At 63.9% G+C, this 23,815-nt stretch carries 23 protein-coding genes and 1 tRNA gene; 16 read left to right on the forward strand and 8 right to left on the reverse strand.

The genetic code is table 11. The features are described from left to right. Nucleotides 1–120: 120 nt before the first annotated feature. The gene (locus DSC91_RS26350) at nucleotides 121–498 is read right to left on the reverse strand and encodes a thioredoxin family protein (protein WP_054037185.1); all 378 of its coding nucleotides are present in this window, start codon (nucleotides 496–498) and stop codon (nucleotides 121–123) included. Nucleotides 499–587: 89 nt separating this feature from the next. Next, the gene (gene dprA / locus DSC91_RS26355) at nucleotides 588–1,847 is read right to left on the reverse strand and encodes a DNA-processing protein DprA (protein WP_115781546.1); all 1,260 of its coding nucleotides are present in this window, start codon (nucleotides 1,845–1,847) and stop codon (nucleotides 588–590) included. A gap of 244 nt (nucleotides 1,848–2,091) precedes the next feature. Between dprA and def the strand changes: the two genes are divergently transcribed. The 9 genes from def (at nucleotide 2,092) to DSC91_RS26400 (ending at nucleotide 10,945) form a co-directional block, all read left to right on the forward strand. Beyond that, nucleotides 2,092–2,595: a peptide deformylase gene (gene def, locus DSC91_RS26360; protein WP_115781547.1), complete on the forward strand. Its 504-nt coding sequence runs from the start codon at nucleotides 2,092–2,094 to the stop codon at nucleotides 2,593–2,595. Between the two features lie 31 nt (nucleotides 2,596–2,626). Then, nucleotides 2,627–3,613, forward strand: a complete 987-nt coding sequence (fmt, locus tag DSC91_RS26365; protein WP_115781548.1) for a methionyl-tRNA formyltransferase — start codon at nucleotides 2,627–2,629, stop codon at nucleotides 3,611–3,613. A gap of 118 nt (nucleotides 3,614–3,731) precedes the next feature. After that, the gene (locus DSC91_RS26370) at nucleotides 3,732–4,373 is read left to right on the forward strand and encodes a LysE family translocator (protein ID WP_115781549.1); all 642 of its coding nucleotides are present in this window, start codon (nucleotides 3,732–3,734) and stop codon (nucleotides 4,371–4,373) included. A gap of 103 nt (nucleotides 4,374–4,476) precedes the next feature. Further along, nucleotides 4,477–5,334, forward strand: a complete 858-nt coding sequence (htpX, locus tag DSC91_RS26375; protein ID WP_115781550.1) for a zinc metalloprotease HtpX — start codon at nucleotides 4,477–4,479, stop codon at nucleotides 5,332–5,334. Nucleotides 5,335–5,640: 306 nt separating this feature from the next. Continuing rightward, on the forward strand, nucleotides 5,641–7,080 hold the full coding sequence (gene rsmB, locus DSC91_RS26380) for a 16S rRNA (cytosine(967)-C(5))-methyltransferase RsmB (RefSeq protein WP_115781551.1): 1,440 nt from the start codon (nucleotides 5,641–5,643) through the stop codon (nucleotides 7,078–7,080). After that, nucleotides 7,077–7,676 carry a DUF4390 domain-containing protein gene (locus DSC91_RS26385; RefSeq protein ID WP_115783520.1) on the forward strand — a complete coding sequence of 200 codons (600 nt, stop codon included), beginning with the start codon at nucleotides 7,077–7,079 and terminating at the stop codon, nucleotides 7,674–7,676. The genes rsmB and DSC91_RS26385 overlap by 4 nt, the downstream gene beginning before the upstream one ends. After that, nucleotides 7,666–10,080, forward strand: a complete 2,415-nt coding sequence (locus DSC91_RS26390) for a sensor histidine kinase (protein ID WP_115781552.1) — start codon at nucleotides 7,666–7,668, stop codon at nucleotides 10,078–10,080. Before DSC91_RS26385 ends, DSC91_RS26390 begins: the two co-directional genes overlap by 11 nt. Then, the gene (esaR, locus tag DSC91_RS26395; RefSeq protein WP_115781553.1) at nucleotides 10,081–10,770 is read left to right on the forward strand and encodes a response regulator transcription factor EsaR; all 690 of its coding nucleotides are present in this window, start codon (nucleotides 10,081–10,083) and stop codon (nucleotides 10,768–10,770) included. Between the two features lie 99 nt (nucleotides 10,771–10,869). Continuing rightward, nucleotides 10,870–10,945, forward strand: a tRNA-Phe gene (locus DSC91_RS26400). 4 nt (nucleotides 10,946–10,949) lie between these two features. Here the strand turns inward: DSC91_RS26400 and DSC91_RS37640 are convergent. Next, the gene (locus DSC91_RS37640) at nucleotides 10,950–11,096 is read right to left on the reverse strand and encodes a hypothetical protein (RefSeq protein ID WP_162831469.1); all 147 of its coding nucleotides are present in this window, start codon (nucleotides 11,094–11,096) and stop codon (nucleotides 10,950–10,952) included. 288 nt (nucleotides 11,097–11,384) lie between these two features. On the opposite strand from DSC91_RS37640, the gene queC reads away from it, so the two are divergent. From queC to DSC91_RS26425, 5 genes are all read left to right on the forward strand, one after another. Further along, nucleotides 11,385–12,116 (forward strand): 7-cyano-7-deazaguanine synthase QueC, encoded by a 732-nt coding sequence (gene queC / locus DSC91_RS26405; protein WP_115781554.1) that lies wholly within the window; start codon nucleotides 11,385–11,387, stop codon nucleotides 12,114–12,116. Between the two features lie 87 nt (nucleotides 12,117–12,203). Next, nucleotides 12,204–12,836 carry a 7-carboxy-7-deazaguanine synthase gene (queE, locus tag DSC91_RS26410; RefSeq protein WP_097390893.1) on the forward strand — a complete coding sequence of 211 codons (633 nt, stop codon included), beginning with the start codon at nucleotides 12,204–12,206 and terminating at the stop codon, nucleotides 12,834–12,836. A 6-nt stretch (nucleotides 12,837–12,842) separates the two neighbouring features. Further along, nucleotides 12,843–13,289, forward strand: coding sequence for a 6-carboxytetrahydropterin synthase QueD (gene queD / locus DSC91_RS26415; RefSeq protein WP_115781555.1), 447 nt, complete (start codon nucleotides 12,843–12,845; stop codon nucleotides 13,287–13,289). Between the two features lie 215 nt (nucleotides 13,290–13,504). Beyond that, nucleotides 13,505–14,287, forward strand: coding sequence for an HpcH/HpaI aldolase family protein (locus DSC91_RS26420; protein ID WP_115781556.1), 783 nt, complete (start codon nucleotides 13,505–13,507; stop codon nucleotides 14,285–14,287). Then, on the forward strand, nucleotides 14,284–14,988 hold the full coding sequence (locus DSC91_RS26425) for a tetratricopeptide repeat protein (protein WP_115781557.1): 705 nt from the start codon (nucleotides 14,284–14,286) through the stop codon (nucleotides 14,986–14,988). Before DSC91_RS26420 ends, DSC91_RS26425 begins: the two co-directional genes overlap by 4 nt. Nucleotides 14,989–15,153: 165 nt before the next feature. Here DSC91_RS26425 and rodA read toward each other — a convergent pair whose 3' ends face one another. From rodA to DSC91_RS26450, 5 genes are all read right to left on the reverse strand, one after another. Then, nucleotides 15,154–16,302 (reverse strand): rod shape-determining protein RodA, encoded by a 1,149-nt coding sequence (gene rodA, locus DSC91_RS26430; protein WP_115781558.1) that lies wholly within the window; start codon nucleotides 16,300–16,302, stop codon nucleotides 15,154–15,156. Between the two features lie 10 nt (nucleotides 16,303–16,312). Continuing rightward, nucleotides 16,313–18,655, reverse strand: a complete 2,343-nt coding sequence (mrdA, locus tag DSC91_RS26435; RefSeq protein ID WP_115781559.1) for a penicillin-binding protein 2 — start codon at nucleotides 18,653–18,655, stop codon at nucleotides 16,313–16,315. 141 nt (nucleotides 18,656–18,796) lie between these two features. Next, a complete protein-coding gene (gene mreD / locus DSC91_RS26440) occupies nucleotides 18,797–19,309 on the reverse strand; it encodes a rod shape-determining protein MreD (protein WP_115781560.1) in 513 nt (170 codons plus the stop codon). Beyond that, complete coding sequence (mreC, locus tag DSC91_RS26445; protein ID WP_115781561.1) at nucleotides 19,306–20,403, reverse strand: rod shape-determining protein MreC; 1,098 nt, start codon at nucleotides 20,401–20,403, stop codon at nucleotides 19,306–19,308. Before mreC ends, mreD begins: the two co-directional genes overlap by 4 nt. A gap of 153 nt (nucleotides 20,404–20,556) precedes the next feature. Then, nucleotides 20,557–21,600, reverse strand: a complete 1,044-nt coding sequence (locus DSC91_RS26450) for a rod shape-determining protein (RefSeq protein ID WP_004189550.1) — start codon at nucleotides 21,598–21,600, stop codon at nucleotides 20,557–20,559. A 380-nt stretch (nucleotides 21,601–21,980) separates the two neighbouring features. Here DSC91_RS26450 and gatC point away from each other — a divergent pair, with 380 nt between their 5' ends. Further along, complete coding sequence (gatC, locus tag DSC91_RS26455; RefSeq protein WP_115781562.1) at nucleotides 21,981–22,280, forward strand: Asp-tRNA(Asn)/Glu-tRNA(Gln) amidotransferase subunit GatC; 300 nt, start codon at nucleotides 21,981–21,983, stop codon at nucleotides 22,278–22,280. A 43-nt stretch (nucleotides 22,281–22,323) separates the two neighbouring features. After that, the gene (gatA, locus tag DSC91_RS26460; protein WP_115781563.1) at nucleotides 22,324–23,811 is read left to right on the forward strand and encodes an Asp-tRNA(Asn)/Glu-tRNA(Gln) amidotransferase subunit GatA; all 1,488 of its coding nucleotides are present in this window, start codon (nucleotides 22,324–22,326) and stop codon (nucleotides 23,809–23,811) included. Nucleotides 23,812–23,815 lie beyond the last annotated feature (4 nt).

Genomic DNA, 23,815 nt, shown 5'->3' on the forward strand with positions numbered 1-23,815 from the left:
AAGTGCCATAAAAAGCGCGCCATGATAATTGCGTGCCCAGTAATTGGGCAAGCTGCGGAAAACGCGCTGTGTGCCGCTTGCAACGCCCGTGCCGCAAGGTTCAGCGGCGAGCGGCCACATTCACGCGACGGCGAGCGCGGGCCGTAGTTTGGGCGCGCCGCTGACGCCGGGAACGGCTGTCAAGTCAGACAACATTCGCTCCACAATCGCGGCCTGCGGTAAAACCGTGCCAAAAAAACGTGTCGTTACGGAGTCTTCGATCAGGATGGTCGGGAAATTCTCTACGTCCAGATCCTCGAAGCGGTCCGCATGGGTTTCGATGTCGATCCATGCGAAACAGATCTCCGGGTGCTTGTCCGCCAGCCGGTCAAAGGCATCCCGATACTCACGGCAGGTTCCGCACCACTCCGCGCAGAGGCAGGCCACGAACAGCGTGTCGGGTTCGTTGACGCGCTCGGCGATCCGGTCTTGGTCGGTGTCGAGATTCAGCGCGGGCATGGTGGTTCCTTGCGTACTTTTGTCAGGTGCTTTGGCGCGAATGTAGCATGGCCAATCCCGAATGGTGGTCAACCCTGGTCAAGACGGGGTCAGCTGTGGGTGGCTCGCATGAAGCGGCCGCCGGGCAGCGCGGTCACCTGGCCGGCGAGTTCGAGCTGCAGCAGCGTGCTTTGCAATGCCGCGTCTCCCATCTCGGTGCGGGAGGCAAGAATTTCAAGCGTGGCGGGGGCGTGGCCGAGTGCGTCGAGGAGTTGCAGCGCTTCGGCACTCACGGCTGGCGGGGCCATGGATGATTTCGGCGCCGCTGCCGATTCTGGCCGAGTCGCGGCTGAGGCTGGCGCGGCCACCGAATCCGGTTGATTTGCCACCGACGCCAGTCCTGCTGAGGCATCTCGCACGCCCGCGTCGCCCCAAAGCATCGCCTGCCCGCTGGCTGCCTTCGCAGCCACAGGCTTGGCGAAGCCCAATTCCTCCAGCACTTCGTCGGGCGTTTCCACCAACCTGGCGCCCTGCTTGATGATTCGGTGACAACCGCGCGACAACGGTGCGTGGATCGAGCCGGGCAACGCGAAAATATCGCGTCCCATTTCATTGGCGAGCCGAGCCGTGATCAGCGAGCCCGAGCGCATGGCGGCCTCGACGATCACCACCCCGCTGACGAGGCCGGCGATCAAGCGGTTACGTTGCGGAAAATTGGCGGCGCGCGCCGGCGTGCCCAGCGGCCACTCCGAAAGGATCGCGCCTTGCGCTGCGATCTGCCGCGCCAGCGCGTGATGCGCGGCCGGATACACAAGGTCCGCGCCGGTGCCGATCACGGCCACCGTGCCGCCGGCGCCTTCCAGGCCGCCCCGATGCGCGGCACCGTCGATGCCCAGCGCCAGTCCCGACACGATCGTGACGCCCGCCTGCGAAAGCTCACGCGCGAAGCGCTCAGCGTCTTCAGCGCCTTGCGGTGTCGCGCTGCGGCTGCCCACCAGGGCGACCGCCCTCGTATGCAACAGATCCAGCCGGCCCTTTATATATAGCAGCGGCGGCGGATCGGGCATGGTCAGCAGCGCTGGCGGGTAGGCCGGATCGTCGAGGGTGACCACGTGGTTGCCGGCCAGCGCGCGCCACGCGATCACCGCGTCGAGTTGCGCGTCGAAGTCTGGACCAGGCGGCGCCAGCACGGCGCGCGCCGCGGCCTCGCCCGCGATCCCGGCAAGTGCCTCGGACGATCGATTGAAGATCGCTTGCGGCAGTCCAAAAGCGCCCAGCAGCAGACGCAGGGCCGCGGGTTTCAGCCCCGGCGCGAGCGAGAGCCGCAGCCAGGCGGCGAGTTCAATATCGGTTGCGGGCAAGGTACGCATTGAAAGTCGATCCTCTTACAGGGCCAGCGGGCAGGCGGGCGCCATGCTAAAATTTTCATCATCCGAAATAACTGCAGCGCCGCGCCCACCCGCGCGGGCTCGTCGTTTGGCGCATGTGGCGCGTTGAATCGAACCGGTTCGACAGCCTCTATCCTCTGCGTTACGCGATGCGCCCACAACCTGGCCGAATGGCCAACGCTAGCCTTCCACCGGTCAGCGGCGCCGAAAAAACACACTTAAGATCATGGCTTTACTGAATATTCTCAATTACCCGGACAAGCGGCTGCACAAGATTGCGAAGCCGGTCGAAGCCGTCAACGACCGCATCCGCAGGCTCGTCGCCGACATGGCCGAGACGATGTACGCCGCGCCCGGCGTCGGCCTCGCCGCGACCCAGGTGGACGTCCATGAGCGCGTGATCGTGATCGACGTGTCGGAAGCGCACGACGAACTGCTTGCACTGATCAACCCGGAAATCGTCTGGTCGAGCGACGAGAAGGAAGTGTCGGAAGAGGGCTGCCTCTCGGTGCCGGGCATTTACGACAACGTCGAGCGTGCCGAGAAAGTGCGCGTGCGGGCGCTGAACGAGAAGGGCGAAACCTTCGAGCTCGATTGCGAGGGGTTGCTGGCCGTGTGCGTGCAGCACGAAATGGATCACCTGATGGGCCGCGTGTTCGTCGAGTACCTGTCGCCGCTCAAGCAGACGCGCATCAAGAGCAAGATGAAGAAGCTCGCCCACGCGATGTAACGCGCGTCCACCTCGCCTACTGCCTCCCTTCATGAGTCATTCGTTGCGCGTCATCTTTGCCGGCACGCCGGAGTTCGCCGCGGCGGCACTGGCCGCGATCCACAGTGCCGGTTTTCCGGTGCCGCTCGTGCTGACCCAGCCCGACCGGCCCGCGGGTCGCGGGATGAAATTGCAGGCAAGTCCGGTCAAGCGCTACGCGCAGGAACATGGGCTTGCCGTCGCGCAGCCGCCTTCGTTGCGTCGTGCCGGCAAATATCCGGCCGAAGCCTCCGCCGCGATCGATCAATTGCGCGCCACGCAGCACGACGTGATGGTGGTGGCCGCCTACGGTCTGATCCTGCCGCAGGAAGTTCTCGATATTCCGCCGCTGGGTTGCATCAACATTCACGCGTCGTTGTTGCCGCGCTGGCGCGGCGCCGCGCCGATTCATCGGGCGATCGAGGCGGGCGATGCGGAAACCGGCATCACGCTGATGCAGATGGATGTCGGCCTCGACACCGGCGCGATGATTTCCGAAGCACGCACGCCAATTGCCTCCGACGACACGACGGCCACTCTCCACGACCGCCTCGCGCAAGACGGCGCGAAGCTGATCGTCGAAGCGCTGATCGAACTCGAGCGCAGCGGCAAGCTGGCGGCGACGCCGCAACCCGCGGACGGCGTGACCTACGCGGAAAAGATCGGCAAGCACGAGGCTGCGCTCGACTGGCGCAAGCCGGCCGCGACCCTCGCGCGCCAGGTGCGCGCGTTCGACCCGTTTCCCGGTGGCGTGGGCACGCTGGAAGACGGTACGTCGATCAAGATCTGGGCAGCGGTCCCGGTCGAGGCGCAAGGCAACACGGCGCCCGGCACGATCGCCGAGGTCTCTCCGGAAGGCGTCGTCGTTGCCTGTGGCGAAGGCGCTTTGCGCCTTATCCAATTGCAGAAACCCGGCGGCAAGCGTTTGCCGGTGCGCGATTTTCTGGCCGGCGCCACGCTGGTCCCGGGCCAGCGTTTCCAGCTTCCCGAAGCAAAATAACACCCTTGCGCATAGCTTGAACATCGTCCGTTCGGCCGATGTTCAAGCGCCCCGCTGCAAGCCTGCAGCGCGGTAAAATTGTTCATGCAACGGCGCGCGCCTAGAGGATAGGATCCCCATGTTTGGCATCACCCATTTCGAATTTTTCGTCGTCGCGGTTTTTCTGCTGAACGTGACGCCCGGTCCCGACACGGCTTACATCGTCGGGCGCAGCGTCGCGCAGGGCCGTGGCGCGGGGCTAATGTCCGCGCTCGGCATCTCCGCCGGTTGCTGCGTTCATTCGCTTGCCTGTGCGTTCGGCTTGACGGCGCTGCTGGCCGCTTCGGCCACCGCGTTCACCGTCATCAAGTTCGTCGGCGCCATATATCTGATCTATCTCGGCGTGCGCCTCGTTTTTGCCAAGCCGGCGGTCGATCCTGCGGTGGGCGAAGCGCGCGCTGCCGGCGCGCCGAAGTCGCTGCGTCAATTGTTCCTGCAGGGTTTCTGGACCAATGTGCTGAACCCTAAGGTCGTGCTGTTTTTCGTGTCGTTCTTTCCGCAATTCGTCACCGCGGGCAGCGACCATAAGGCGCTGGCGTTCCTCACGCTCGGCGGGGTGTTCGTCGTGATGAGCATGGTCTGGAACAGTTTTGTCGCGTGGGTCGCCGGCAGCGTGACCCAGCGCTTCTCCGGCAAGCCGTTGGTGAAGCGGTGGATGGACCGCGGTGTCGGTAGCGCATTCGTCGGCTTGGGCATCAAGCTCGCTACCGCATCAAGATGATTGAATTTTCCTCACGCGCCCATATCTAACATTTCGCTTACAATCAGCCGCCGCGATCATGCGGCGCAGATATGAACCCGCGTTAGGGCAAGGAGTTGCAGACATGTTCAATTGGGTCAAAACCGCGATGTTGATGGCCGCGATCACGGCCCTTTTCATCGTGATCGGCGGGATGATCGGCGGGTCGCGCGGCATGACGATCGCGCTCGTGATCGCCCTTGGAATGAATTTCTTTTCGTACTGGTTCTCGGACAAGATGGTTCTGCGCATGTACAACGCGCAGGAAGTCGACGAAAACAGTGCGCCACAGTTCTACCGCATGGTGCGCGAACTCGCCACCCGCGCCAATCTGCCGATGCCGCGCGTCTACCTGATCAACGAAGACGCGCCGAACGCGTTCGCCACCGGCCGCAATCCGGAGCATGCGGCCGTCGCCGCCACCACCGGCATCCTGCGCGTGTTGTCCGAGCGCGAAATGCGTGGCGTGATGGCGCACGAACTGGCGCACGTGAAGCATCGCGACATCCTCATCTCCACGGTTTCGGCGACCATGGCGGGCGCCATTTCCGCGCTCGCAAACTTTGCGATGTTTTTCGGCAGCCGCGATGAAAACGGCCGTCCGACGAACCCGATCGCAGGCATTGCTGTCGCGCTGCTCGCGCCGATCGCCGGTGCGTTGATTCAGATGGCGATTTCGCGCGCGCGTGAATTCGAAGCGGACCGTGGCGGCGCGCAAATTTCCGGCGATCCGCAAGCGCTCGCCTCGGCGCTCGACAAGATTCATCGTTACGCGAGCGGCATTCCGTTCCCCGCAGCCGAGCAGCATCCGGCCACCGCGCAGATGATGATCATGAATCCGCTGTCGGGCGGCGGCATCGCGAATCTGTTCTCGACGCACCCGGCTACCGAGGAACGCATCGCGCGGTTGATGGAAATGGCGCGCACCGGGCGCTTCGAGTAACGGGCGCACTCGCCCGGCGAACGAGAGGCGAGTCTGCGGACTCGCCTTTTTGCTTGAGCACAGGGAAATCCGGGATGGCAGCGGCGCAGCCGGACGCGGCCCATGCGGAGTCCTTTCGCTCCGGATGCTGTGCCGCGCCGTGTCGCCGACCGTTCGCTGGCGGGTCCTTGCCCTATTGCTCGCGCGCCGGCAGGCGCGGCTACGCCTTGGGGTTGTGATCCGCCCTCGGCGGCCCCTATCCCGCGCCACGCTACAATGTGTGCTGTTTGCGTCGCGCGCACCGCGCGGCCTGTCTTTGCCTCTTTCATGACTCCAAAGCCTTCTTCGCGGTCTGCTACATCACCGGCGCGTCCACGCGAATCCCGCTTGTCGATACTGCACCTCGCGCCCGAATCGCTCGGTTTCGCGCTCGACTGCGCGGGCCAGGCCGTCGGCGCCGTGGGCCTCGGCGCGTCCTTGCCGGCCGCGTTGCAATCCGTCTTCGTGTCCGCGCCTGAAGGTAGCGTCGCCGCGGCGCGCGGCGCGGTGCAGGACATCGCGTACCGCACCATGCGGCGTCTGGCGACTGCCGAATGGCTGATCGCGAAGCTGGTGAAAAAAGCACCGCCTCCGCACGTCGGTCACGTCCTCGCCTGCGCGCTCGCTTTGCTCGTCGACGATGAAGCGACCGCCGCCTATGCGCCGTTCACGGTTGTCGATCAGGCGGTCAGCGCCATCGCCGCGCGTCGTGAATTCGCGTTCGCAAAAGGTCTCGTCAACGCCGTGCTGCGCAATTTTCTGCGCGAGCGTGAGGCGCTGCTGAGCGCAGCGCAGGCCGACGAAGTGGCGCGCTGGAACTACCCGGCGTGGTGGATCGATGCGGTCAGAGCCGCATGGCCTGACGAATGGCAAGCTGTGCTCGCCTCCGGCAACATGCAAGGTCCGCTGACATTGCGCGTCAACGCGCGCCGCTCGACGGTCGATGCCTATCTGCAGGCGCTGCAAGACCATCACATTCCCGCGAGCAGGGCCGGCGAATACGCCGTCAAGCTCGTCACGCCGATGCCGGTCGACCGGATCCCCGGCTTCAGCGACGGCGTCGTGTCCGTGCAAGACGCCGGCGCGCAACTCGCCGCTCAACTGCTCGGCGTGCGTGATGGCATGCGCGTGCTCGATGCGTGCGCGGCGCCTGGCGGCAAAACCGGCCATCTGCTCGAACTCGCCAACCTGCAGCTCGTGGCGCTCGAAAGCGACGTGTCGCGCGCACGTCGCATCGGCGAAAACTTGCAGCGCCTCAAGCTCGAAGCGGAGGTGCGTATCGGCGACGCGGGTGCGCCCGCAAAGTGGCACGACGACATCGATCAGCCGTTCGATCGCATTCTGGCCGACGTGCCGTGTTCGGCCTCGGGTATCGTGCGGCGTCATCCCGATATTCGCTGGCTGCGTCGCGCGTCCGATATCCCCGCCCTGGTCGCCGAGCAGCGCCGCATTCTCGACGCGCTATGGCCACTTGTGAAGCCGGGCGGCGAGTTGCTCTACGTTACGTGTTCGATCTTCCCGGAAGAAGGCGAGTTGCAGGCGCAGTGGTTTGGAAACAAGTATCAGGATGCGGTACGATTGGACGCGCCGGGGCAACTTTTACCCTCAGTTGCCCGCGCGCCCGCCGACACATCGGCCGGGTCCCCTGCCGGACATGCCGCTGAAGATAGCGCCGGCTCGAACTCAGACCACGACGGATTTTTCTACGCGCGCTTTCAGAAACGGTGACCATCAAACGCTTCTTCCCGCTTCGGCTCGCTGCCGTGCTCTGGATCGTGCTTGCCGTATGGCTGGCTGTACCGGGCGCGGCGTATGCCGATTCGATCGCGGTGCAGCGCGCCTCGCTGCAATCGGACAACACTGGCTGGAATCTCGATGCGCGTTTCGACTTCGACCTGAACAGCAATCTGGAAGACGCCGTCAACAAAGGCATTCCGCTGTATTTCACAACGGACTTCGAACTGAGCCGGCCGCGCTGGTACTGGTTCGACGAACAGCCGGTGAGCGTGTCGCAGAGCATTCGCCTGTCGTTCCAGCCGCTCACGCGTGAGTATCGTGTGTCGAGCGTGTCGTCGGGTGGGTTGCAGCTCGGCTTCACGACGCTGAAAGACGCGCTCGCGGTGATCAAGCACGTCACGTCATGGCATGTGATCGACCGCAATCAGGTGCATACCGGGGAGACCTACAACGCGTCGGTACGCATGCAACTCGACATCGCGCTGATGCCCAAGCCGTTCCAGATCGACGCGGTGAACAACCGCGACTGGAGCCTTTCGTCGGAGTGGAAGCGCTTTACCTTCACGGTGACCGAACGTGCTAAATAGAGTGCGCCGAGCCACCAGCGTCAGCAGCATCGTCGTGCGCGTGCTGGTGTCCACGGTCGCTGTGACGGCCGTGCTGCTGCTCGTGCTGCTTGCAGCGGCGAGCGCGAATACCGAATTTTTCGACCGCTACTACCAGTGGCTGTACGCGGCCAACCTCGTCGTCGCGATGATCTTCCTGCTGGTGGTGGCGACGCTCGTCGTCATCATCATTGCGCGGCTTAAAAAAGGTAAGTTCGGCACCCGGCTGTTAGCAAAACTCGCGTTCTTCATGGCGCTGGTCGGCGTGGTGCCGGGCGGCATCATTTACGTCGTCTCGTATCAGTTCGTATCGCGCAGTATCGAGTCGTGGTTCGACGTGAACGTCGAAACCGCATTGACCTCGGGCCTGAATCTCGGCCGCGGCATGCTCGACGCGTCGCTGTCCGATCTGCAGACCAAGGGCCGCCTGATGTCCGAGCAGCTGGCGAGCGCGGATGCCGCCGGCACCACGCTCACGCTGCTGCGCTTGCGCGATCAGTTCGGCGTGCAGGACGCGACGATCGTCGAACCCACGCGCAGCATGTCGGGCGCGACACCGGACATGCACGTGGTCGCGCAGGCATCCGGCAATTACGCGAGTCTCGTTTCGAACGACCTGCCCACGCCGTTGATGATCGATCAGGCGCGCGGCCGCGGCTACGCGGCGATCGAAGGGGAAGTCGACGGCGATCCGCACGCGCATGGCAGCAAGGGCGCGCTGCGATTGCGTGTCGTGCAGCGCATTCCCGATTCGAATGCGTCGCTGCTGCAGCCCACCGAACGCTTCCTGCAGCTCACGCAGCCGGTGTCGCCGTCGCTCGCGCGTAACGCCGATGCCGTGCAGCGCGCCTATCGCGAGTATCAGGAGAAGGCGCTCGGCCGCACCGGCTTGCGCAAGATGTACATCGGCACACTGACGCTCGCGCTGTTCCTCGCCACGTTCATCGCGATGATGCTGGCGCTCGCGCTCGGCAATCAGCTCGCGCGGCCGTTGTTCCTGCTCGCGCAGGGCACCAAGGAGGTGACCGAGGGCGACTACACGCCGAAGCGTGAAATCAAATCGCGCGACGAACTGGGTTTTCTCACACAGTCGTTCAACGCGATGACGCGGCAGCTGTCCGAGGCGCGCGCAGCGGTCGAGAACAACCGCATCGCGCTCGAGCATTCCAAGGCCTATCTGGAAAGCATTCTCGCGAATCTGACTGCGGGCGTGTTCGTGTTCGACAGGCAGTTCCGCCTCACCACCGCGAACCGCGGCGCCGAGCGGATTTTCCGTCAGCAATTCCAGGAGGTGCTGGGTTCGGCGCTCGAACAGATCGGCGTGTTGAGCGAATTTGGCGGAATGGTGCGCAAGGCCTTTGCCGATCGCGAAGCCGCGAGTGGCGACGGTCACGACGACCGCGGCCACTGGCAGCAGCAGTTCTCGGTGCAGGTGCCGGGCGAAACCGAGCCGCTCACCTTGCTTGTGCGAGGCGCGCGCCTTGTGTCCGCCACTGACCGTGGCGCGGAAGACATGCAAACGTCCGGCTACGTGGTCGTGTTCGACGATATTTCGGATGTGATCTCCGCACAGCGTTCGATCGCCTGGGGCGAAGTGGCGCGGCGTCTCGCGCATGAGATCAAGAACCCGCTCACACCGATTCAGCTCTCCGCCGAGCGTTTGCAGATGAAACTCGCCGACAAGCTGTCGCCGTCGGATGCCGATGTGCTGAAGCGCGGCGCGACCACCATCGTCAATCAGGTCGCGGCGATGAAGCAGATGGTCGACAATTTCCGCGACTATGCGCGCACGCCCCCGGCGGTGCTCGCGCATCTGCAACTGAACGAGCTGGTCAGCGAAGTGCTCACGCTGTACGGTATCGAAGAAGGCAAGGGCGCGATCCAGGTGGAGCTCGCGGACTTGCCGGCGATTCGCGGCGACGCGACACAATTGCGACAGGTGATTCACAACCTGCTGCAGAATGCGCAGGATGCCGTGGCCGACGTCGAACAACCGCGTGTGTTGCTCGAGACGAGGACAGTAGAATACGGAGACCCCGACGCGGAAGGCAAAGTACACGTCGCGGTGCGCCTGACGGTGTCGGATAACGGACCGGGCTTCCCCGCGCGTATCCTCACACGTGCATTCGAACCTTACGTGACGACCAAGGCCAAAGGTACGGGTCTCGGTCTTGCGATGGTCAAGAAGATCGTCGACGAACACGGCGCGCGCATCGACATTCGCAACCGCATGAAGGCGGGCGACGTGATCGAGGGTGCGCAGATTTCGATCCTCTTCCTTCAACTGGCGGACGATACCGCGGCACCTGGAGCAGGGCCGCGGCCGGCGCATGGCAATGCGTCGCAGGGAACGACAAAAGCAACAGTGCAGACAAAGGCAGCGTAAATGGCAACCATCCTGGTGGTAGACGATGAAATGGGCATCCGGGAATTGCTCTCGGAGATCCTGAGCGACGAGGGGCATGTCGTGGAGGCCGCGGAAAACGCGCAGGAAGCGCGCGAGTTCCGTTTGCGCCAGGCGCCGGACCTGGTGCTGCTCGACATCTGGATGCCCGATACCGACGGCGTGACCTTGCTCAAGGAATGGGCCGCGCAGGGGCAGCTGACCATGCCGGTGATCATGATGTCCGGTCACGCAACCATCGACACGGCGGTCGAAGCGACCAAGATCGGCGCACTCAATTTCCTGGAGAAGCCGATTGCGTTGCAGAAGCTGCTGAAGGCCGTCGAGCAGGGCCTCGCCCGCGGCAATGCGACCGGTGCGCCGGGCGGCACGGTCGTCAAGCCGGCGCTGCCTGTCAGCGCCTCGGCTGTGGCTTCGTCGGCTGCGTTGCCGATGCTGTCGTCGGATGGCATGGGCAGCGGCGCGTTGGCCGCGCAAACGGCGTCGATCTCGTTCGACATCCCGTTGCGCGACGCGCGCGATGCATTCGAGCGCGCTTACTTCGAATATCACCTCGCGCGCGAGAATGGCAGCATGACGCGCGTCGCGGAGAAGACGGGCCTCGAGCGCACGCACTTGTATCGCAAGCTCAAGCAGCTCGGTGTCGATCTCGGTAAGAACAAAGGAGAGTGAACGGCTTCTGCGCGAGGCGTGCACGCTCGGGCGCGGCAGATTTTTTCGAGAGGGGGCTTGCCGAGCAGCTGACCCTTTGATATGATTTCGTTCTTCGTTGGCCCGGTAGCTCAGTTGGTAGAGCAGCGGATTGAAAATCCGCGTGTCGATGGTTCGATTCCGTCCCAGGCCACCAGGATTCAGCCCCAGGAGATCGCAAGATTCCTGGGGCTTTTCCTTTTCTGATAGGCATTCGCTGCGGCGCGGCTGACTTGGCCGCTGCGGCGGGTGTGCTCGGCGGCATTGGGCGTCGCGTGATAAAATCGCGCCAGTTCAAGGACTTGCATGCGAGCATGCAGTCGGTGTTTCACTGGCGCGCTATCGCATCGAACGCGTCTTTTCGTGTCCCGAAGCGGGGCTTTTTGCGCACTCAGCCGCAACGCGGCGAGGCCGCGACAGGTGCCGAACCCTTCGCCCGACGATTAACGGTATAAGCGCCCAGCGACTCTGCATGCGGAAGGCGCGGCCTATACTGGTTTGGGCCGGCAGCAGTGCCGGCACGCGTCGCGCCGCGTTGCTTGCATGGCGCACCTCGCGCAGCGCGACGTGGCACCCATCATTCACGGAGTTTCACGGTGATCCGCAAAGACGCTAAACGGAGCGCTCTGGTGCTGTTTTCCGGCGGCCAGGATTCCGCCACATGCCTCGCCTGGGCTCTCGCACGGTATGAAACGGTCGAGACGCTCGGCTTCGATTATGGCCAGCGGCACCGAGTCGAACTTGAATGCCGCGAAGGGTTTCGTGACGCGGTGACGCGGGCATTTCCGGCTTGGGCCGACCGCCTCGGCGAAGATCACATGATCGATCTGTCGGTGCTCGGCTCGATCAGCGATACCGCGATGACGCGCGAAATCGAGATTCACGCCACGGCGAACGGTTTGCCGAATACGTTCGTGCCGGGCCGCAATCTGATGTTCATGACGATCGCCGCCGCCATCGCCTATCGGCGCGGCTTGCAGGTACTGGTCGGTGGGATGTGCGAGACGGACTTCTCGGGCTACCCCGACTGCCGCGACGACACGATGAAGGCATTGCAGGTTGCGCTGAACCTCGGCATGGACACGCGCTTCCTGCTCGAAACGCCGCTGATGTGGCTCGACAAGGCCGATACGTGGCGTCTCGCGCACGAGTTGGGCGGCGACGAACTGGTCGAACTGGTGCGCGTCGAAACGCACACTTGTTATGTCGGCGAGCGCGCGGAGCTGCACGCATGGGGCTTCGGCTGCGGCGAATGCCCGGCGTGCCGCTTGCGCAAGCGCGGCTATGAAGCGTACCTGGCCGGAGAGAAGGTGACCGAGCCAGTCTGACGCCCTCGCAACAGTTTGACGTTGGCGCGCCGTGTGAACGGGCACGGCGCAGCCCATTATTTTCAGGAACACAAGGCAGAAAGCAGCATGACTTACGCGGTCAAGGAAATCTTCTACACATTGCAGGGCGAGGGCGCGAATGCCGGGCGTCCGGCCGTGTTCTGCCGGTTCGCCGGCTGCAATCTGTGGTCGGGCCGCGAAGAGGATCGTGCGGATGCAGTGTGCCGTTTCTGCGATACAGACTTCGTCGGTACCGACGGTGAGAACGGCGGCAAGTACCGCACGGCGGAAGAACTGGTGCAGATGATCGCGTCGCAATGGCCGGAAGGCGAGGGCGAGCGCTTCGTGGTGTGCACCGGCGGCGAACCGATGCTGCAGATCGACCCGCCGTTTGTCGATGCGCTGCACGCCGCCGGCTTTGAAATCGCCATCGAAACCAACGGCTCGCTGCCGGTGCTCGAGACGATCGACTGGATCTGCGTGAGCCCGAAAGCCGACGCGCCGCTCGTCGTCACCAAGGGCAACGAACTGAAGGTCGTGATTCCGCAGGACAACCAGCGTTTGTCCGAGTATGCGAAGCTCGACTTCGAGTATTTCCTCGTCCAGCCGATGGACGGCCCGTCGCGCGATCTCAACACGAAGCTCGCGATCGACTGGTGCAAACGCCATCCACAATGGCGCCTGTCGATGCAGACCCACAAGTATCTGAACATTCCCTGATTTGCCGTGCTGACGATTACACGAAAACTCGAATTCGACGCGGGCCACCGCATCCCCGATCACCGCAGCCAGTGCCGTAATCTGCACGGCCATCGCTATGTGCTCGAAATCACGCTGCAAGGCGACCTGGTCGACACCGAAGGCGCGCCGGATCGCGGCATGGTGATGGACTTCGCCGACGTGAAGTCGCTCGCGGTCGAGCATCTGGTCGACAAGTGGGATCATGCGTTTCTCGTCTACGAAGGCGATACGCAGGTGCGCGGTTTTCTGGACACCATGGCGGGGCACAAGACGGTCGTGCTCGATCGCATCCCGACCGTTGAAAATCTTGCTGCCGTCGCATTCGATATCCTCGCGAACGTTTATGACGCACATTACGGCGTGAATCTGAGACTGCATAAGGTGCGTCTGTTCGAGACGCCGAACTGCTGGGCCGACGTGGTCCGCGATTAGACTCGAGGCCGCGCGAGTCGACTCCGCAGTCCTGCCTCCACGTTATTGTCACGGTATGATCGCTCCGATAACCACACGGAGCGAGACATGCCGGTCACCGCATTGCGCCGCAGCAGGCATTCAGGCCGTCACGGCCCAGGCGTGAGCCTGTTCCGCCACGCCAGCATCCTCACCCGCGTTTCAGGCGATGTGTCCCATCGCCAGGGAGCGCGGCAATGAGCACTTTCACGAATCCCCTCAAGCAACGTCTGAAAGAAGCCGATCCGCTGTTCGGCCTGTGGCTTTCGCTCGGCAGCGATTCCGCCGCCGAGGCGCTCGCGCATGCCGGTTTCGACTGGCTGCTGATCGACATGGAGCATGCGCCGAACGATAGCGGCGACGTCACGTCGCAATTGCGCGCGATCGCCGCCGCGCATCTGCCGAGCGAGCCGGTCGTGCGCGTGCCCGCCAGCGAGGCGTGGCTCGTCAAGCGTGTGCTGGACGCCGGCGCCCGCACGCTGATGTTCCCGAACATCGAAACCGCGGAAGAGGCGGCACAGGCCGTGCGCCTGACGCAATATCCGACTGCCGCGGCGCTCGGCGGCCAGCGTGGCGTCGCCGGTGCGGTGCGGGCGGCTGCGTACGGCATGCGGCGCGACTACGTGCAGACGGCCAACGCGCAGATCGCGACCATTGTGCAGATCGAGTCGGCGCGCGGCTTGCAGGAGGTGGAGAAGATCGCTGCGACGCCGGGCGTCGATTGTCTGTTCGTCGGGCCGGCCGATCTGGCCGCGAGCCTTGGCCACCTCGGCGACTCGAAGCATGCCGACGTGCAGGCGGCGATGGCGCGCATTGTCAGCGCCGCCGACAAGGCCGGTATCGCAGCGGGAATATTTGCCATGGATGTCGCGAGCGCAAAGCAGCATCGCGATGCCGGTTTTCGTTTTATCGCCCTGGCCGCCGACGTCATGTGGATGTTGCGCGCAACCCGCCAGGCGTTGCAGGAGGTGAGGACATGAAGGGGATGGTGCAGTGCGTCGCGGTGCGTCTGGCGGTTACGGCGGCGTTGATAGCGAATGTGACGGCTTATGCGCAGGACAACCGCGTCGCGAAGTCGAGCGATCCGGAGACGCAAACCGCGGTTGCCGATTACAACGCCGGCAATCTGGGCGCGGCGCTTGCCGAGTTCCGTAAGGCCGCGGAGCGCGGCAGCCGGCTGGCCGAGTTCAACTACGCGATGATGCTGCTCAACGGCGAGGGCACCAAGGTCAATGTCGACGAGGGCAAGAAGTGGCTGCGCAAAGCCGCCGACGCCAACATGTCGCACGCGCAGTATGTGTACGGCAAGATGTACGACGACGGCGAGTTCGTCGGACGCGATCCGGTCGAAGCGCACCGGTGGTTCCTCAAGGCCGCGCAGCAGGGGCACGTGCAGGCGGAACTCGCGTTGGCCAACCAGTTTCTCGATGGCCGCGGCACGACTCGCGACAATCAGCAGGCGTTCGTCTGGTACAAGAAGGCTGCGCAAGGCGGCGATATGACCGCGCAGTACGTGACCGGCTCGTTCTACGAACGTGGCGGCGACGGCGTGGACAAGAATCTGAACGTGGCGCGCGCGTATTACGCGGCAGCGGCGGCACAGGGCGATCCGGCGGCGAAACTCAAGTATCAGCAACTGAGCGCGCAATTGCGGGATCAGAAGGAAGTGAAACCGCAGTAAGCGAAGCGGCAATCAATGAAAAAGGGGTGCTCCTGACGGCGCACCCCTTTTCTTTGTCGGATCTGCCAAAGGCTGCTTTGACTTCGCCTCATCGGCTCTGCGTCCTTCGTCTCCGCTGCCGTCGGCTCCGCAGTCTGTGCCGTGAGTCCTACGCTCAGCCCCGCTCTAGCTCTGCATCAGCCGCTTCTGCCGCGCGACGCTCATGATGAGGCCGATCGCGACCCCCAGCGTGGTCAGCGCAGTGCCGCCGTAACTCATGAATGGCAACGGCACGCCCACCACCGGCAAGATCCCGCTCACCATGCCGATATTGACGAATGCATAGGTGAAGAACGCCATCGTCAACGATCCGGCCAGCAGCCGCCCAAACAACGTCGCCCCATTGGCGGCGATAAATAGTCCGCGTGCGATCAGCAGCATATAAAGCGTGAGCAGCACGATCCCGCCCGCTAGTCCGAACTCCTCGGAAAACACCGCGAAGATGAAGTCGGTGTGCTTCTCAGGGATGAACTCCAGATGCGCCTGTGTACCCTTGAGCCAGCCCTTGCCGAGCGGGCCGCCCGAGCCGATTGCAATCACCGCCTGGATCGTGTGGAAACCCTTGCCGAGCGGATCGGAAGTCGGATCCAGCAGCGTACAGATACGGTGCTTCTGATAATCGTGCATCAGCGGCCATTGCACTTCCGGCTGACAGATCTTGTCCTGGAACGCCGCAATCGAGCCGACCGCGATCACGCCGGCAATCAGTACCGGCACGATCAGCTTGAAACTCAGTCCCGCGAAGTAAATCACGAAGAGGCCGGCCGCGAACACCAGCACGGCCGTGCCGAGGTCAGGCTGCTTGGCGATCAAACCGACCGGCACAATCAGGATCAGGAAGCCAACCAGAAAGTCGTACCACCGCATGACGCCTTCGCGGCGCTGGTAGTACCAGGCGAGCATCAACGGTGTGGCGATCTTCAGAATTTCCGATGGCTGGATCACCACGCCAACGTTGATCCAGCGCTTCGCGCCCTTGCGTGTGAGTCCGAACAGCGCTACGGCCACCAGCAACGCGATCCCGAATGTATAGAGCGGGACCGCGAAGCGCATCAGCGTGGTGGGTGGCACATTGGCCAGCGCCCACATCAGCACGAACGTCAGCATGATGTTGCGCAGCTGGTCTTCCACGCGGCCGGGCATGTCCAGCGTCGCGCTGTAGAGCGTGACGATGCCGACGCACAGCAGCAGGAACACGATCAGGGCGAGCGGCCGATCGAAGCCCACGAACATCCGCTTGATGCGGTCGAGCCAGGCGCGCTTGTCGAATTGCATGCCTTTCTCCTTACTCGTCGATGCCGCCGGAAACCGGCTGGCGTGGCGACGTAGGCTGAATGCCGTCATCCCGCGACGGTGCGGCAGCGGTCGGTGCCGCCTCGCTGCTCGGGCGGGGTTTGTGCGGAGCGCCGGATTTACGCGGCGCCGGAATTTTTGCGGCAGCGGGCGCAGACGCGGATGCGGCGACGGCCGCCGAAGCACCGGATGCAGAAGCGGTGGCCGTCGCCGAAGGCGCCGATGCAGCAGACGGAGCCGACGCTGCCGCTGCCGTCGATGCCGCCGCCGCGGAAGCCGCCGCGGCCGCCGAAGCAGCACCCGGCATCGGCAGTGCCGTGAAGCCCGCCGCGATCTTGACCGGCTGCGCGGCGTCCTGCGGCGTCGGTGCGCCACCTACTTCAGGCGCGGACGCATCCTGCGTCGCCGAAGCCGCTGCCGCGACAGCCGCCGCTTCAGCGCCAGGCTTGTTCTTGCCGACCAGGTAGTAATCGAGCACACGCCGCGCGACCGGCCCGGCCGCTTCAGCGCCCCAGCCGCCGTTTTCGACGATCAGCGCGAGCGCGATCTTCGGTTGCTCGGCCGGCGCGAACGCGATGAAGAGCGCGTGGTCGCGCAGATGCTCGGCGATTGCGTGGCCCTTATAGTTCGCGCCTTGCAGCGAGTAGACCTGCGCCGTACCGGTTTTGCCGGCGGCCAGATAGGGTGCGCCGATGAACAGCTTCGACGCCGTACCGTTGGTCACGACGCCTTCCATCGCGCGCTTGATGATGTCGATGTCCGCTTGTTTCACCGCGATCTTGTCGCTCGGATCGCGCACGACCGGGCGCGTGTCTTTGGTGATCGGATTTTCGATGTCGCGCACGAGGTGCGGCTTCATCACGACGCCGTTGTTGGCGAGCGTGGCCGTGGCGTGGGCAAGTTGCAGAATGGTGAACGAGTTATAGCCCTGGCCGATGCCCAGACTGATCGTTTCGCCTTCATACCAGCGCTGCTGCTCGGGCTTGCGGTACGCCTTGCGCTTCCATTCCGTCGACGGCAGGATGCCGCGCGCTTCTCCCGAAATGTCGATGCCGGTGATCTGGCCGAAGCCCCACGGCTTCATGAAGTTGGCGATCGCGTTGACGCCGAGATCGTGCGCGAGCATGTAGAAATACGTGTCGTTCGACACCACGATCGCGCGGTTCATGTCGACCCAGCCCTGGCCGGAGCGCACGTCGTTGCGGAACGTATGGCCGCCGAACGTGTACGAGCCCGGATCCTGGAAACCCCAGCCCGGCGTGCGCTTGTGCAGCGTCAGCGCGGCGAGCGCCATGAACGGCTTGTAGGTCGAGCCCGGCGGATAGGTGCCGTGCAGCGGGCGGTTCAGCAGCGGATGGTCGGGCGAGTTGTTGAGCTCGTCCCACGTCTGTTGATCGATGCCGTCGACAAACGAATTCGGATCGAAACTCGGCGCCGACACGAACGCGAGCACGTCGCCGGTTGCCGGCTCGATCGCGACCAATGCCCCGCGGCGGCCCGCGAAGGCCTGCTCGGCGACCTGCTGCAGGCCGATGTCGATCGACAGTTCGAGATTGTTGCCCGGTGTCGCCTGAGTGCGCGACAGCGTGCGTACAGGCCGGCCGCCCGCGGTGACTTCGACTTCCTCAAAACCGGTCTGGCCGTGCAGCTCGGTCTCGTAGCTCTGCTCGACGCCGATCTTGCCGATGTAGTCGGTGCCCTTGTAGTTGTTGGCGTCGAGGCGCGGATCGTAGTGATCCGGGTCGCTGTCGTTCTGGTCGCTGGCGTCGTCGATCCGGTCCTGATCGCGTTGCGAAATCCGGCCGATGTAGCCGATCACGTGGGCTGCGGTCGGTCCGAGCGGATATTGACGGAACAGGCGCGCGCGCACTTCAACGCCCGGGAAGCGGAAGCGTTGCGCGGTGAAGCGCGCGACTTCGTCGTCGGTGAGGCGGGTGCGGATCGGCAGGCTCTCGAAGTTCTTCGAGTCTTCCTGCAGCTTCTTGAAGCGGCGCCGGTCGCGTGCGTCGATCGAGACCACGGTGGCCAGGTTGTCGATCACGTTTTCGAGCGTGTCGTTCAGCTTCGACGGGGTGATTTCGAGCGTGTACGCCGAGTAGTTCTTGGCCAGCACCACCCCGTTACGGTCGGTGATGATGCCCCGGTTCGGTACGATCGGTGCGACCGAGATGCGGTTTTCGTCGGCTTGCAGCGAGTACTTGCTGTAGTGCCAGACCTGCAGGACGAGGAAACGGAAACCGATCAGCCCGAAGCAGACGAACACGAACACGCCCGCCGCCGCGACGCGCAGGCGGAACTTCGAGAGCTGTTGCTGAGTGTCCTTGAATTCGGTCATGCGATTCTGCAAAAGGCCGCGTAACGGCCATCAAGAGTGTGCGCCTAATCCGGCCGGAACCGGGAGGCATGAACAGCGATGCGCGTCGAGCAGGCCGGGAGCTTGGGTTCCATCGGGAAGGCCGGCGGGCTCGATGCGGGTTTAAATCGGCCGCGTATCGTCCGGATCGGCCGGGCGGCGCTGCGGCATCAGCAGCAGCATGCTGGCAACCGGCCACAGTGCGGCTTCGACAAAGCCGTCGATCAGGTAACCCCAGCCCGGAAACGCCGCGCCCGTCAGCAGACGGATCACGAACGGCACCAGTTGCGCGACGACCAGCAGGGGCATCACCGCGAAAGTCTGCACGCCGAGCGACATCCATAGCACCCGGCGATGGATCGTAATCGCGCCATACGACAACAACGTATACGCCAGCGCGTGCTCGCCGAGCAGGCTGGCGTTGTGCACGTCCATCAGCAAACCGAGAAAGAACGCGATGCCCATGCCGACTTTGCGCGGCTGGTGCACGTTCCAGAACAGCAGCACGAGCGCCACGAAATCGGGCACGCCGACAAGGCGTCCCCATGGCATCAGGTTCAGCAGGAACGCCGCGGCGAGGCTAAACGCGATGAAATACGGATTGACCGGCTGCAGGATGTATTGCGGACGGTTCATGGCTGGGCCCCCGGCGTGGCTTGCGGCTTCGCGCTTTTCTCGGCGGCCGGTTTCTTGTCGGTGGCGGTTTTCTTCTCCGCGGCTGCGGCTTTGTCCGACGGTTTTTCAGCGGGCTTGGCCGCAGCGGCCGGCTTTTCGGCAGGCTTCGCAGCGGATTTATCCGCTGCGGCCTTGCTGTCCGCAGGCTTGCCGCCCTTCTTTGCTTTCGCGTCTTTGGCGGTCGTGGCCGCATCGGGCTCTTCCGCCGGGCGCGGCGGCACGTCGTTCAGATAGTGCAGCACCAGCAACTGACGCGCGCCGCGCACGGGCGCAACCGGCAAGCAGACCACGCGCGCGAACGCCGTATCGGCCTGCTTGTCGACCCGCACGACCTTGGCGACCGGCAGCCCAGGCGGATAAACGCCGTCGAGCCCGCTGGTGACGAGTTCGTCGCCGGTTTGCACGTCGGCGCTGATCGGCACGAAGCGCAGATCGAGCGTATCGCCCTTCGGCGTGCCGTAAATCACGCTGCGCAAGCCGGTGCGCACGATCTGCACGGGCACTGCCTGATCCTTGTCGGTGAGCAGGGTCACTTCGGCTTGCAGCGGGAACACACGCGTTACCTGACCGATCACGCCGTCTTCGTTGACGACCGGCGAGCCGTTCTGGACGCCTTGCTGAGCGCCGCGGCCTATTACGACCTTCTGCGTGAACGGGTCGCGCGTGTCGTACTGGATTTCAGCGGGCAGCGATTGCGTGGTCGAGCGCTGCGAGAGTTGCAGCAGTGCACGCAAATGGGCGTTTTCGGCGGCCAGTTCGGCGGCCGTATTGGCCTGCTGCGCGAGCTGGAGATCTTTGGTGCGCAGCTTGTCGTTCTCGCTGCGCAACGTGGCGCTGGTCACGGCCAGGTCGGCCGCACCCACGAAAACGTCGCGCGGCACGAGGGCTGCGCGTTGCAACGGATAAAGACCCGCACCGAGCACGCCGCGAACGATTTCGAGCGTTTTGAAGCGTGCATCGGAGATCAGCAGGGCGAGCGCCAGCACGACGAAAAACACCAGCCGTGCGAGGGCGGACGGGCCTTGCTTGAACAGGGGCGGCGGACTGTATTCCATGGTCGGCGCCGGGGGCGTGAGCGGTTGGGTGAGACGGCGGCGCGCGAGGGACGCGCGTTCAGCTCGCGGAGGCTGGTAGTTCCAGCCAACGGCAAACCGGCCCGCAAGGGGCCGTTTGCCAGATCCGCGCTACTGACATGGAGACGGGCTCGCTTACTCGTACGAGAAGATGCTGCCCAGCTTGTCCATGCGTTCGAGCGCCATGCCCGAGCCGCGCACAACACAGGTCAGCGGGTCTTCGGCGACGAGCACCGGCAGGCCGGTTTCTTCGGCGAGCAGGCGGTCCAGATCGCGCAGCAGTGCGCCGCCGCCGGTCAGCATCATGCCGCGCTCGGCGATGTCCGCACCCAATTCCGGCGGTGTTTGCTCCAGCGCGATCTTCACCGACGACACGATCTGGTTCAGCGGATCGGTGAGGGCTTCAAGAATTTCGTTGCTGGAGATCGTGAAGCTGCGCGGAATGCCTTCCGACAGATTGCGGCCCTTCACTTCCATTTCCTTGACTTCGGAACCGGGGAACGCGGAGCCGATTTCCTTCTTGATGGCTTCGGCGGTTTGTTCGCCGATCAGCATGCCGTAGTTGCGGCGGATGTAGTTGACGATGGCTTCGTCGAACTTGTCGCCGCCTACGCGGACCGAACCCTTGTACACGATGCCGCCGAGCGAGATCACGCCCACTTCGGTCGTGCCGCCGCCGATGTCGACGACCATCGAGCCGGTTGCTTCCGACACCGGCAGGCCTGCGCCGATTGCCGCTGCCATGGGCTCTTCAATGAGGTAAACCTGCGAAGCGCCCGCACCGTGCGCCGCTTCTTTAATGGCGCGACGCTCGACCTGGGTCGAACCGCACGGCACGCAGATGATGATGCGCGGCGACGGCGAGAACATGCGCGATTCGTGAGCCGTTTTGATGAACTGCTTGATCATCTGCTCGGTGACCGTGAAGTCGGCGATCACGCCGTCTTTCATCGGGCGGATCGCCTCGATGTTGCCCGGCACCTTGCCAAGCATCTGCTTGGCTTCCTTGCCGACTGCCTGAATGGTCTTCTTGCCGTTGGGACCGCCTTCCTGGCGGATCGAGACCACCGACGGTTCATCGAGAACGATACCCTTGCCACGCATGTAAATGAGCGTGTTGGCAGTGCCAAGGTCAATCGCCAGATCGTTGGAGAAGTAGCTGCGCAGAAAACCGAACATTCAAAATCCTGTCTCGCTTGGGGCCGGCCCTCGCAACGGTTGCGCAGGGCGGCAGCGGAAAAAATAACAGCTTCAACCGGGCGGAAGCGGCGCCACAGGAACTTGAAGCTGCGAGGGAGTCTACCGGAGGCCGGTGCAAGGCCCAGTCAGAAAAATCCAAACTATCTTTGGGAATTGTTCAGAAAGGCCTTGGTAAGTCGGTCCGGGTTTGGGTCGAACGCGTAATGATACCTTATAATTTTGGATGTTTTGAAGGAAACGGACGGCACTTTTTGCCGCCGCTGGCCCCTTTTTCGAGGTCTTCCTCCAGTGTCGTAACCCGCTGTCGCAGCATCGTTTTTCCCGCGCTGCGGCGGTCCACCACATTTTCCGGTGACTGCATGGCTCTGACCCTGACCGATGTTAAACGCATCGCGCACCTTGCGCGGCTCGAACTGGCTGATGCCGACGCTGAGCACACGCTTGCCCAGCTCAATGATTTCTTCGGCCTCGTCGAGCAAATGCAGGCGGTCGATACCACCGGCATCGCCCCGCTTGCCCATCCGATCGAGCAGATCGAAGACGTCGCGCTGCGTCTGCGCGGCGACGCGGTGACCGAAACGGTCGACCGTGAAGCCTTCCAGCGCCCGGCGCCGGCCGTTCAGGACGGCCTGTACCTCGTGCCGAAGGTGATCGAGTAAGTGATCGACCAAGACTCGCGAATCAAGCCCAGGATAAAACGCAATGCATGAAAAAAGCTTGACCGAACTGCGCGCCGCACTGGCAGCCAAGGAATGCTCCGCAGTCGAACTGGCGCAGCTCTATCTGAAGCGGATCGACGCGGCCAATAGCCTGAACGCCTTCATTCAGGTCGACGCCGACCTGACGCTCGCACAGGCGAAGGCGGCCGACGCGCTTCTCCACACCGGCCATGCCGGCCCGCTGGTCGGCCTACCGATCGCCCACAAGGACGTGTTCGTCACCAAGGGCTGGCGCGCCACGGCCGGCTCGAAGATGCTGTCGAATTACGAAAGCCCGTTCGACGCCACCGTGGTCGCCCGTCTGCAGAGCGCCGGCATGGTGTGCGTGGGCAAAACCAATATGGACGAGTTCGCGATGGGCTCGTCCAACGAGAATTCGTACTTTGGTCCCGTGCAGAATCCGTGGGATCGTCAGGCTGTGCCGGGCGGTTCGTCGGGCGGTTCGGCGGCTGCGGTCGCGGCGCGTCTCGCGCCCGCGGCCACCGGCACGGATACCGGCGGCTCGATTCGCCAGCCGGCGTCGTTCTCGGGCATCACCGGCATCAAGCCGACGTATGGCCGTGTGTCGCGTTACGGGATGATCGCGTTCGCGTCGTCGCTCGATCAGGGCGGCCCGATGGCCCAAACCGCCGCGGATTGCGCCACGCTGCTCAACGCCATGGCCGGTTTCGACGAGCGCGATTCGACCAGCCTCACGCGCGAGGACGAAGACTTCACGCGCTACATCGGTAAGACGTGGAAAGAAGACGGTGCGGATAAACCGCTCGCCGGGCTGCGCATCGGCCTGCCGAAAGAATATTTCGGCGAAGGCCTCGCCGCCGACGTGCGCGCCTCGATCGACGCCGCCTTGAGGCAATACGAAGCGTTGGGCGCCACGCTGGTCGAAGTCTCGCTGCCGAAAACCGAGCTGTCGATCCCGGTGTACTACGTGATTGCACCGGCGGAGGCTTCGTCGAACCTGTCGCGTTTCGACGGCGTGCGCTTCGGCCATCGCGCCGCGGAATACCGCGATCTGCTCGACATGTACAAGAAGTCGCGTGCCGAAGGCTTCGGCCCGGAAGTGAAGCGCCGCATTCTGGTGGGCGCCTATGTGCTGTCGCACGGCTACTACGACGCGTACTACCTGCAGGCGCAAAAAATCCGCCGCATCATCGCGCAAGACTTCCAGGAAGCATTCAGGCAGTGCGACGTGATCATGGGGCCGGTTGCGCCGTCGGTGGCGTGGGACCTCGGCGCGAAGGGCGACGATCCGGTGCAGATGTATCTGGCCGACATCTACACGCTGTCGGTGAGCCTCGCCGGTTTGCCGGGCATGAGCGTGCCGTGCGGCTTCGGCGCGGGGGCGAATGCGCAGCGGCCGGTGGGTCTGCAGATCATCGGCAACTATTTCAATGAAGCCCGGATGCTGCAAGTGGCCGACGCGTTCCAGCGTGCGACCGACTGGCACCGCAAAGCGCCGGCTGGAGTGTGAACAC

Source organism: Paraburkholderia caffeinilytica (assembly GCF_003368325.1).
Lineage (GTDB): Bacteria > Pseudomonadota > Gammaproteobacteria > Burkholderiales > Burkholderiaceae > Paraburkholderia > Paraburkholderia caffeinilytica.